The organism is Brevibacillus borstelensis (assembly GCF_037834415.1).
GTDB classification, from domain to species: Bacteria; Bacillota; Bacilli; order Brevibacillales; family Brevibacillaceae; genus Brevibacillus; species Brevibacillus borstelensis_A.
Map to the genome: position 1 here is coordinate 1 of NZ_JAUMSJ010000067.1, position 9739 is coordinate 9739.

The following is a 9739-nucleotide window of genomic DNA, read 5'->3' on the forward strand; positions in this document are numbered from 1 at the left end:
ATTTCTTCCTCCAAACGCTTAAGTTGTTCCTCCATAAAGCGAATTTGTTGCATAATCATTTGCAATTGAAAGGAATAAGCATCAATAGCCAGATCAGCACCAAAAGATTACCTGTAGTACTAAGCTTCCTATTTGTTCTCTTTAATTTCTATAAGAAGTTTTTCAATTCTACTCATAGTTGAGTGGATTTTTTTTTAGATATATTACTATATTGACTAAAGATATTAATACAACAAGAACTGAAAATACAATGTCTAAGTCCATTCAAATTCACCTCGTTTCATTTATTATTTACTCATAGTTCATTTATCAAAGAAAGAGCTAAATATGTTGGTACAATTGACGCGCCTTGGCTGTCGTCAATACTATATTTAAACCCACCACCATACCTTTGAACTTCATTAAAGTTTCTATGGAATCAATTCCGGAAAGATCGCTCTCCAGTATCTTCAGCGCCTTGATAATTGAATAATTTGCAATAAAACTACTATCATTATTGTGTATAAATAAACCGGATTTGTTGTCATATTTATCTTCAAAAATTCTGAAATTTCTTTTTCAGAAACAATCTTAATTCCTAATTCTTGCATTATCTCTATCTATATTTAAGCATAGTTCATACATCTCTATTTTATTATATGCTATGATGTTATTTTGAAGATGTTAATTAATAGAAAAAGATAACAATTGCCCCCCTACAAGTACACTTTAGTCAATCCCTCGGATATATGAAACGACTAGTATGAAACGAGCTCTAGATCACTTCCCTCTTTCTTTTTCTCAACTGAACATGATTAGTAAAACGGCATTGAAGAGGCAAATTGAGCGAATTTGATGTCAATATGCATTTTCCTTATAGAAGGCAAAAAAGTACTTCTGGATATACCCTACCATTTGACCTCCTCCACGCTGACTACCGGAAAAGCATGTGCAGGCAGAATGGGAACAAAGGGACGCTCGTTCACGTAGGCAATGACGATATGAGAAGGACCCACCATCGTTTTAGGGGCCAAGCGGAGCTCTTCTCCCTTCTCCGTCACCACTGTGATTTGCAGGAGACCTCCCGCCTGCCGCCTGGCTCCTGCTACAACCCTGTCGAACGAGACATCTGAGCCGTCGAAACGGAGAAAAAGCTGGTGGTCGTTTCGCCACGATAAAAAATCAATGTAATGCCGCGCAAATGACAAAGAATCCGTCGTGACACTGTGCTTGCCCGGAAGGTACTTGTTTCCTTCTCGTCGATATCCGCCGTTTTCCAGCATGCGTTTGTCGAAACGGGCTAACGCCTCTTTTTCCATGAGATCAATGACTCCTTCGTTTTTCAAAACGGGATCTACCGCAAAGGTAGCGTGATGATTGGACAGTTCCAACAACGTTTTTATTTCCGTTTTTTTCTGCATCGCCAGATCGGCATCTACTACAAATACGCCAATTAATAGAAAGAACAGCAGCGCCGAAATGGACAAGATATTCATTCCCGTATAAATCCCCTCCGGAATTGTATGTCATTTATGGCAGAGAGCGCAAAACAGGAGATCATGCGAAAGGTGGATGTTTCACTCCCCCGATAAAAACAGCATTCAGAGCCGTAAAGCTTTCTTCGTTTACATTGATCGGCGCTGTGCGGCAAGACTTCATGCGCAGCGGAAGACACCCTGCAGTCAGAAGTGAGGCAACATGCAATCGGAAGTAAAGGAACACTGCAGACGGGAGCATCGTATCATAATTTTTTTTTTGAGACATCACTTATAAATCATAGTCCATCATGTTTACCGTACCATGCCGCTCAACTTTCATCTTTTCCCCGACAGGAAACCACGAAACGAAGAGAGGAAACGGGATCTCTGCCTGAAGGACAAATTCGTCTTCGTGGCTCCACAGCACAGGGTCAGCTGCCCGGCTGCGTTGAACGCGCACGATCAATTCCTCTTCGGACAGGGAAAATGATTTTTCAGTCAGTTCCTTTGCAATAAAGGCCCTGACTTTGCTCAATACCTCCGCGTCCCCTCTTCCTCCGTGATTGCTGATGTATTTTGTTGCGGCGGCGCTTACCTCCAACAATTCATCATGCGTTTGAACTACGGTGTGCACCTGCAAAATGCCCATCGGAACCAACAGCAGCACCATTACCTGCAGAAAAACCGCAATGACCTGTCCCATTATCCAGTACCAAACCTTGTCACATTATCCAGCAGCTTTTCGAAAAACTGCATGCTGACAGCCAACAAATTATCAGGGCCGGACATTAATAAGTGAACGGTAATAGGCAGTACCAGCACCATTAGTCCCAGAGTTGCCAGGATTTTGTTCATAGTTACCACCCCGGGTCAAAATACTCGGAAGGACGGCTTCCGGCAAACGTAAAAGTCGTCTCTCCCTCCACAAACCGGTTCATCCACTGGGAGAGGCGTGATGGATGGACAGAAAGCGAGAGAGTGACCATTTCGTTTCGCTCCTTTCGGGCGCGGATGCCCTCCATCCGAGGATGACTCCCGGAGAATACGTCCCCGGAGACGTCCCAGCCCAAATCTCGCATTTTTTGAACATAATAGTCTGCCAGTTGTGGCTCCAGATAGCCAATATCCTGCATGTCATCGAGGACATCCGCGTAAATGCCCCGCGCGATGGCCCTCTCCATCGCATACATCTCGTATGCGCAAATGGCGGAAAACAGGATCAAAATGACAGCCATACAGATGAAAAAGACCTTCATTTTCAACATAAATGATCCAGCAACAACTGGTGCCGCTCCGTGTTATGCAGGGCTAATGAAAGCTGACCGTTGCCGCCTTGTACACCCTTTCCTTGTGGGATTGCTTCAACCGTTCGTGAGGATCGCTCCCCCATAAAAAAGCGCACAGGCTTCCTACCATGACCAGGATGATTAAAAAAACTTGCAGCTGGAGCATTATCGGCTTGAATAGGAGCTGCCGTTTTGCATCTTGAACTGAACATTTTCAGCCTTCGTGTCGTAGTTGAGGGAGGTCACAGAGTTGTGAATGTTTTCGGCTGATTGGATAGCGGAAGGGCTGAGTTCATTGCCGTAGGAGCTTACTCCGATCCCCAGAACCATTACGCAGGCAAGGAAAATAAAAAACATCTTTTTGGTACATTCCTTCTAATTCCTTATCGTGTTTCGAAGTCATGACAAACACTGGATTTACGGGTTTTTCGACTTCTCTGTAACCCTTTGAATTCCGTGACTTTCCATAAAGTCGGTTTGCAATTTGGTTTGCAATTTGGTTTGCAATGTTTGCAGAAAAAGAGCCCTTCTCATTGAGGAGGGCTAAGACATTTACTAAAGATACCAACTTTTCCAAAGGATATACACCTGGCTCTCGAAACCTTTACCAATAAAATCCGTCTTATTAGGTAAAGTGTTGTTGTAAGAAGTTAACAAAGGAGGTTGATTTTTTATGAAGAGATTTTCGATTTACGCAATGATTGTTGTTGCCAGTTATATTACTGGTGTTATAGCTTTTAAGGCAGCGTATTACCTACTTTCTATCCCAGAAGGTAGCGAATACGACTTACTATACACAGGGATCAACTTATTCTTCATCTTTACTGTTCTCCCAGCGTATTTTGTAATTATCTCTTTATTCCGGTTGTTTAAGATTCGTTCAATAATCTTATCAGCACTCGCCTTAATAATGTTCGGAATCATCCCATCTACATTTGTTCCCTTTTTGGGTGGTTTCGGTTTCATTTACTTAAATTCACAGTATTTTCAATCGGAATTGTTTATATTACTTTATTCTTTTTTTACGGCGACAGCCATTGCTTTTTCTATTGGGATGTTTTTATCAAAAAAATCACTTACAGAATAAAAGAAGCTGTCCCCCACACACTTTCAGGGTAATTAAGCGATAAATAAAACCATCTCGTCCACTTCAGGCCGTGAAACGAGATGGTTTTCGTTCTCTTTTCGGATTTTGTCTTTTGGAGTTACCCTTTTGGGACATCCCCTTTTTTATCCCCTTATAACACTAACTTTCTGATTGAATTTCAGTAGACCTGTATAGACGGTTTCTCCAGTACTTCGTGGGTCGTACGTGTGGAGAGGTAGTGGCCTTTCATTATCAACCTTTTTCCAAATTTCATGGGCCGGATAAGCATCATGTGTTCCTTGTACTGTAACTTTTCCATCTCTGAATACCCGAATATTGTATTTCCAGTCAATATCCGGTGAAGGATTAAACGTCGGAATATTTACAGCTGCCTCTAAGATGATATCTACATGCTCACCATTAGGACCTGAACCAAATTGCCAAAAAGTACATTTAACCCCTGAATCAGATGCTTGACCAGTAATATCTGGGCGAATCGGTTCACCAGTTTCAATATCGACAGTCCTCTCAATCGTAGGTCCTACGCCAGGATAATGATAAACTTTTTTATTGGTAAAATCGACCTGTACGTGAGAGCACAACTTATATGCATGTTTATCGTTTAGTGTATCATATTTAAAATAGCGATTATTCCCATTATAGAGAATCATCACTTTACTGGTTCGCATAAATTCAATCCATTTCTCTGGAATAAATGCGGTTACACGAACTGCTACTTGGTAAGCCATTCTTCATTTCCCCTTTTGGTTAGTGATAAACGACGTTTTAACCGATCATCGTCGCTTTCACCTATCTAGGAAACTTTTGGAGGGGAAACGGAACAGCTTTTAAAAAAATGAAGGATTTTTTACAAAGTAACTTCGATGGTTAAAGCTGTTATCCAGTCTAAGGTCGTTCCCCATAAAAAGTAAATACATCTTTCCCATCCCTCAACTTTTCGATAAACTGCGTTTTTATTTCTTGAATGCCATCTTCCTTCGACATTTTCAGGAACCCGGCTAAATATTGGATCTCTGGCTCCATCTCTTGCAAGACCATCGTTAGTGCATCATTATCTCCGTTTTTTGCTCGCTCTATCATTCTGATGAATGAGTGGTTAGATATTGCCGCAACTTCTTTAGACCGCGATTCTTGCATTGAATCACTCCTCTCTCACCCATGTTAAGTTCTCTGCCAATCTCTTTACCTGTAAATCCCTCTAAGACGATTTTTCGAATGATGTATCTCTCTTTTTCATTTTGAAGCTGTTGCAACAATTCATCGACAAAAAACGAGTCCCCCACATTGTCGAAAACACTTTGCCGATTACCGAAGTCGTCTAAAATAGGACACTCTTTTTTGAGACGTTTTCTTTCTCTGTAATTCAGATTCCAAGCAATACGTCGCAAAAGCTTCTTACACTCATCTTTCGTCACCCTTACCATCTCCCACTACGATTATGTAGAGAATGAAAATTAGTTTTCTGAGGGTGTGATTGCAGAAGTAGTTAATATTCATCTTGCAAATACCTTATCAATTAACTTCCAGCGAGGTATTCCGTTTTTGTATCAAAAAAACACCCCAGCGTATGAACACTGGAGTGCTTCAAGAAAGTAGTATAATTAAATTTTGGTATTCTATAACTTGCTCAAAGTCTTCTGATTCGACGGGAAATGAAAAGGGGTTACTTGTATTATTTTTGCGCTTTTCTATACCCGGCAGCTTGTGCCTCGGCTTCAGTACAGAACAGCTCAACGTTTGCTGTGGTTTTATCATAAGATTGACCACCTGGAACGTGGTAAATCTTTGAGTTTTTGTTGCCTTTGATTGTTGGCTTATCACATTGTTTTGAAGCTGCGGGCGCTGGTTTTGGAGCTTGTTTTGCAGGTGCTTGTGCCGGTGTACTAGCTGCTGGTTTAACTGGTCCTGGTTGAGCAATTCGATATTCAACTGTTTGGAATCCCTTTGTATCATTCCACATTCTTTCGAATTCTGCGGCAAAGGACTTGGCGACAGTTTCATCTCGCAGCACCATCAGGATTTCGTCGTTTGTTGTACTGGCGGCCTTCGAGAAGTTGAAAGAACCGGTCGTCGCGATCTTTTTATCAGCGACCACCATTTTTAGATGCATCAAACCGCTGTGACTGTTGATCTTAGTCGGAACCCCAGCACTGCCCAGTATCTTCAAGGCCTCAGTTTGAGATTGCCCTCCGGCCTGCTGCTTGTCCGTGATCAAACGGACGTTTACTCCACGTTTCTTCGCTTCTTTTATAGCTGCCACAATATCCGGGTGGGTAAGGCTGTAGATCGCCACATCCAATTGAGTTTGGGCGCCGTTGATCACACTTATCAACAGGTTCTCAGGCTTCTGTTCCGCCTTGGTAAATGCCCATTCAATTTTGTTGTCAGTGGTTTTGCTCGTTACTGCAGCTGCAATTGCAGTACCGACCAATGACAATGCCAGCAAGGGCATTAGAAGCCAAGCAAATTTTAATTTTCGCATGCATACACCTTCCCCAAGTAATATTACCACCATTTAACTGTAGAAAAGCTGATATAAAATGACAAGTCCTTTCTACACAAGAAAGCCCCATCCCATAGGGATGAGGCCGAATAATCCATTATCTTGCTTTTTCTTTCTCCAACTAGGCAGATATTTGTCCATTTAAAATGAAATCAACAAAAACAGGGGACCTCAGGTTTCCGCTTTTCGTCCAATTCCGAAACTTGACGCTAGCTTTAATTCTCGGCTCCAGGTATACATAATCGCGATCTTCTCCGGTTATTAGCGATTTAGCCACCCCATAAAACGCCTGCTTATGAGTTGGTGGTACTCCAAGTTCTATTGCACCGGCTGGACGTAGCCGCCCATTTGTCGCAGGGACGTAAGCAAGCCACCCAAACTTTTCTTTTCTCCATCCACCGATAAACACGTCTGCATAGGTATAGTTGACAACTTTCAGCCAGTTATCCGAACGCTTTCCTGTAGCATAAACGGAGTCTTTCCGCTTAGCGACTATGCCTTCCATATTACGGGCCACAATCGCGTCCCACAGGTCCTCACCGCGACCATCGGCATAGACGGTTTTACTAATCGTGCCGTTGTCGGATACGGCCCGATCTAACACTGCCTTTCGTTCCATTAACGGTAAGCTACGTAGGTCAACGCCTTCATACAAGAGGATGTCGAACACGACGTATACAATCGGCAGCTTCCGCCCATGGAATCGTGACATCGTAAGCTCGAAGTCAGGAACTCCTGTATCCGGGTCCATTACCGCGAGCTCTCCGTCAAGGATAATGTCGGGACCAGCCGTTATCAGTTCGGGATATTTCGCAGTGACATCGTTACCGTGCCGAGTGTATAACTTCGTGACGCCGCCTCTCCGTGATAGGATCAGGCGGTGCCCGTCGATCTTTGGCTCGAAAATGTATCTTCCATCTGAGAAAGGTTTGTCAGTCTGTTCAAGCAACATCGGAGATATAAACTCCATATATCATCACCGATATAATTGTATCAATATGCTGCCCTGACCCGGACTGGTAATTATTTCGTGACACTCATAACATCTTCAATTCGAATCCATTTCGCATCCCAATCGTTGACCAGCCGGAACCTCCGTCCGTAAGTGTCGATTTCCTTATCTACGCCCCAATCCGTTTCAAAAACGCCAAGGCCACGGCGTACCTCCCGGAACCACTTTACGGTTATCGCATAGTCGTACTGAGTACTGTCATATATCCGAAAGCAGGCTTCGTCAAAATCCGCTTCGTCTACATTCGGGCGCGGTTCCAGGTCCCGATCCTCGTTCATCCGCTGGATTTCGGTTTTGTGTTCGGGCAGAATCATTCGCATACTACCGAACAAATCATCTAATTTCCTCGCCATCTAATCTCGTCCTCTCGTTCCCAGCCCTCAATTACTCTCATCTGATCCGGGTTTGACCGGTTCCATTCGATGTATTTTTCTTTTACGAGAGCTTCCAGTACGGTCATTATACCGCTGCGATCCCGGCCTGTCTTAACGCACAAGACATCAATGGTCGGCGGCTGCCTGCGGATCAATGTGTAATTGAATATGATGCGCAGCACTTTCCGCTCAATATCCTGCAGCATGGCGGATCACCACCTGCTGTATTGCAAGGATGTTTTCGATGGCAAAGACTCTTGGTGCCCGTCGTGTAAGGCAGTACGCTTTCAGGCGATCCCCCACAAATTCCAGTGGCCGTATGGTTCGCTTAGAGGCCTTGCCCTGGCTTCCAAGATAGATGATTTCAATGTGTTGCTGCTGTACTATGGCTCGTTGCAGCTCCTTTTTCATGCTGTTCGCCTCCGAATAGGAACATTTGTTTGTATTATATGCGAACGTAAGTTCGTTTATCAAGTCAAAAAAATACTCCACTGTTTCGTGGAGTATTGGTGCATCAATTTCAGGTCAGTACAGTATCTGTATAAGCACTCTGCATGAGTTTGCTAGTTATTTGATTAATACTTCGTTTCTCGATTTCACCTGAATAGTTTGTAGTTTATTATATTTTCGCAATGTTTCAGTGTAAGCGTCCCCTTGGTAATCCGTATAGTGAACTGTCACGGCAATTGCGTAATGGAAGAAATCCCCTGCATTTTGGATATTTCGGTCCATTGCATGCAGTATGAGGTATGGAGAATCAAGTTCACTGTACTTATTAAATGAGACATCCCTCTTTACAACAGAATCCCACTTAAAATTCGCCCTTCTCTGCTGCTCATTCAGATATTGGTTACCTGATTTTGTAACAGGGTATTTATTAGGTACCCACCCTTGATCTATCAGGGCTTGTACTTCACTTTGTTGCGTTTTGATATTCAACTTGGTCGACTTTTTCTTTGAATTCGACCCCTTCGGCGCTTTAAAAATATAGGAATTTATGTTGGGGTAAAAAGTATCCTCAATGCAATTTGTAGTGTAGTCCTCTGTGTGTATTCCATTAGGTGTGGTAGCGATTGCTATTGTCCATCTAATGTCTACTGGTCCATCATAGTCAAGACCACTCACAACCGGAATTTGAAGTTTAGAAAACTGTTTCGGAAGCATATGTTGCTTATATAACACTGTGACTTTATTTTTTGAACAACCCATTATCTCTTCTACGGAATCAGGGATTACACCGTACCCAAGCTCCTTGTCGTACTTTTTATTTGGGTGACTTGCGCTGTGAATAATTAATGCTCTAGCAATGAGCGGACTAGCCACACCACATCTTCCAATTATTTCAGCTGCCTTTGACGCAACCAAAGGTGCTGAAAAACTTGTTCCCACATCAAACATTCTATTTTTACCATCGTATCCTACCAAGTGGAACGGATGTTGTTCGCAGCCGCCAAATGCAACTACATCAGGTTTTACTTTTCCACCTTCCCTCCCTTCACCAATGCAACTATATGGGGCTCTAACCTTAACTCCGTCCGATTCAAATGTAAATGCACCAACTGCTAAGTTGTTAATTGTGTCAGCAGGTGCCTGAATTCTTCTTTCATTCACATCAGGGTGATCACCATCATTACCAACTGCGACAACGAATAATCGTTCTCCCTTCCCAGATAGTCTGTCGATCACATAAGTAAACCTTGAAATATAATCATCTTCAATAGCACCTTCCGGACCGAGAGATAAATTAAATACTTTGATATCATCTCTTTTGGGAACATGTTCTTCAATTGCATCAATAACCTCGTACAAGTCCGGATCAGTCGGATCTGACAATGGTAATACTCGAAAACTCTCGACTGTAACCGGAGGAACTGGTAATGTTTCGCTTGATCTATATCCTTGAAGGTTACCATATAATAAACTTCCAGCTACAGCGTTACCATGTTTCATGAATTCTGTATCTTCGTGGCTTGAAACAGCATCTTGTACATTAACAAAT

General features: G+C 42.8%; 15 protein-coding genes. 1 reads left to right on the forward strand and 14 read right to left on the reverse strand.

What is annotated here, in order from left to right; genetic code table 11:
• Positions 1–887 precede the first annotated feature (887 nt).
• From Q3F21_RS26470 to Q3F21_RS26490, 5 genes are all read right to left on the reverse strand, one after another.
• Positions 888–1475, reverse strand: a complete 588-nt coding sequence (locus Q3F21_RS26470; RefSeq protein WP_340259495.1) for a hypothetical protein — start codon at positions 1473–1475, stop codon at positions 888–890.
• A gap of 271 nt (positions 1476–1746) precedes the next feature.
• A complete protein-coding gene (locus Q3F21_RS26475; protein WP_340259496.1) occupies positions 1747–2160 on the reverse strand; it encodes a hypothetical protein in 414 nt (137 codons plus the stop codon).
• Positions 2160–2312, reverse strand: a complete 153-nt coding sequence (locus tag Q3F21_RS26480; RefSeq protein ID WP_340259497.1) for a hypothetical protein — start codon at positions 2310–2312, stop codon at positions 2160–2162. Before Q3F21_RS26480 ends, Q3F21_RS26475 begins: the two co-directional genes overlap by 1 nt.
• Before the next feature lie 2 nt (positions 2313–2314).
• Entirely contained in the window at positions 2315–2722 is a 408-nt protein-coding gene (locus Q3F21_RS26485; RefSeq protein ID WP_340259498.1) for a hypothetical protein, read from the reverse strand.
• A 313-nt stretch (positions 2723–3035) separates the two neighbouring features.
• Positions 3036–3320 (reverse strand): hypothetical protein, encoded by a 285-nt coding sequence (locus tag Q3F21_RS26490; RefSeq protein ID WP_340259499.1) that lies wholly within the window; start codon positions 3318–3320, stop codon positions 3036–3038.
• 96 nt (positions 3321–3416) lie between these two features.
• On the opposite strand from Q3F21_RS26490, the gene Q3F21_RS26495 reads away from it, so the two are divergent.
• On the forward strand, positions 3417–3830 hold the full coding sequence (locus Q3F21_RS26495; RefSeq protein ID WP_340259500.1) for a hypothetical protein: 414 nt from the start codon (positions 3417–3419) through the stop codon (positions 3828–3830).
• A 143-nt stretch (positions 3831–3973) separates the two neighbouring features.
• Here the strand turns inward: Q3F21_RS26495 and Q3F21_RS26500 are convergent, their stop codons facing one another.
• The 9 genes from Q3F21_RS26500 to Q3F21_RS26540 all read right to left on the reverse strand — a co-directional run.
• Positions 3974–4579, reverse strand: a complete 606-nt coding sequence (locus Q3F21_RS26500) for a DUF3238 domain-containing protein (RefSeq protein ID WP_340259501.1) — start codon at positions 4577–4579, stop codon at positions 3974–3976.
• A 157-nt stretch (positions 4580–4736) separates the two neighbouring features.
• Positions 4737–4988: a helix-turn-helix domain-containing protein gene (locus Q3F21_RS26505; protein ID WP_340259502.1), complete on the reverse strand. Its 252-nt coding sequence runs from the start codon at positions 4986–4988 to the stop codon at positions 4737–4739.
• Positions 4928–5266 (reverse strand): RNA polymerase sigma factor, encoded by a 339-nt coding sequence (locus Q3F21_RS26510; RefSeq protein ID WP_340259503.1) that lies wholly within the window; start codon positions 5264–5266, stop codon positions 4928–4930. Before Q3F21_RS26510 ends, Q3F21_RS26505 begins: the two co-directional genes overlap by 61 nt.
• Before the next feature lie 257 nt (positions 5267–5523).
• Positions 5524–6333, reverse strand: a complete 810-nt coding sequence (locus Q3F21_RS26515) for a phospholipase D family protein (protein WP_340259504.1) — start codon at positions 6331–6333, stop codon at positions 5524–5526.
• 142 nt (positions 6334–6475) lie between these two features.
• The gene (locus tag Q3F21_RS26520) at positions 6476–7306 is read right to left on the reverse strand and encodes an ATP-dependent DNA ligase (protein WP_340259505.1); all 831 of its coding nucleotides are present in this window, start codon (positions 7304–7306) and stop codon (positions 6476–6478) included.
• A gap of 71 nt (positions 7307–7377) precedes the next feature.
• Positions 7378–7719, reverse strand: a complete 342-nt coding sequence (locus Q3F21_RS26525) for a YolD-like family protein (protein ID WP_340259506.1) — start codon at positions 7717–7719, stop codon at positions 7378–7380.
• Complete coding sequence (locus Q3F21_RS26530; RefSeq protein ID WP_340259508.1) at positions 7704–7946, reverse strand: hypothetical protein; 243 nt, start codon at positions 7944–7946, stop codon at positions 7704–7706. The genes Q3F21_RS26525 and Q3F21_RS26530 overlap by 16 nt, the downstream gene beginning before the upstream one ends.
• Positions 7930–8151, reverse strand: coding sequence for a WYL domain-containing protein (locus tag Q3F21_RS26535; protein WP_340259510.1), 222 nt, complete (start codon positions 8149–8151; stop codon positions 7930–7932). The genes Q3F21_RS26530 and Q3F21_RS26535 overlap by 17 nt, the downstream gene beginning before the upstream one ends.
• 156 nt (positions 8152–8307) lie before the next feature.
• On the reverse strand, positions 8308–9739 hold a 1432-nt coding region (locus Q3F21_RS26540; protein ID WP_340259512.1), incomplete at its 5' end, for a S8 family peptidase.

Excerpts from the sequence above, each read along its gene's own strand:
- Q3F21_RS26470 (WP_340259495.1), bottom strand. The coding sequence starts at position 1,475 with ATGAATATCTTGTCCATTTCGGCGCTGCTGTTCTTTCTATTAATTGGC.
- Q3F21_RS26500 (WP_340259501.1), bottom strand. The coding sequence starts at position 4,579 with ATGGCTTACCAAGTAGCAGTTCGTGTAACCGCATTTATTCCAGAGAAA.
- Q3F21_RS26520 (WP_340259505.1), bottom strand. The coding sequence starts at position 7,306 with ATGTTGCTTGAACAGACTGACAAACCTTTCTCAGATGGAAGATACATT.
- Q3F21_RS26475 (WP_340259496.1), bottom strand. The coding sequence starts at position 2,160 with ATGGGACAGGTCATTGCGGTTTTTCTGCAGGTAATGGTGCTGCTGTTG.
- Q3F21_RS26485 (WP_340259498.1), bottom strand. The coding sequence starts at position 2,722 with ATGTTGAAAATGAAGGTCTTTTTCATCTGTATGGCTGTCATTTTGATC.
- Q3F21_RS26495 (WP_340259500.1), top strand. The coding sequence starts at position 3,417 with ATGAAGAGATTTTCGATTTACGCAATGATTGTTGTTGCCAGTTATATT.
- Q3F21_RS26505 (WP_340259502.1), bottom strand. The coding sequence starts at position 4,988 with ATGCAAGAATCGCGGTCTAAAGAAGTTGCGGCAATATCTAACCACTCA.
- Q3F21_RS26480 (WP_340259497.1), bottom strand. The coding sequence starts at position 2,312 with ATGAACAAAATCCTGGCAACTCTGGGACTAATGGTGCTGGTACTGCCT.
- Q3F21_RS26525 (WP_340259506.1), bottom strand. The coding sequence starts at position 7,719 with ATGGCGAGGAAATTAGATGATTTGTTCGGTAGTATGCGAATGATTCTG.
- Q3F21_RS26530 (WP_340259508.1), bottom strand. The coding sequence starts at position 7,946 with ATGCTGCAGGATATTGAGCGGAAAGTGCTGCGCATCATATTCAATTAC.
- Q3F21_RS26515 (WP_340259504.1), bottom strand. The coding sequence starts at position 6,333 with ATGCGAAAATTAAAATTTGCTTGGCTTCTAATGCCCTTGCTGGCATTG.
- Q3F21_RS26535 (WP_340259510.1), bottom strand. The coding sequence starts at position 8,151 with ATGAAAAAGGAGCTGCAACGAGCCATAGTACAGCAGCAACACATTGAA.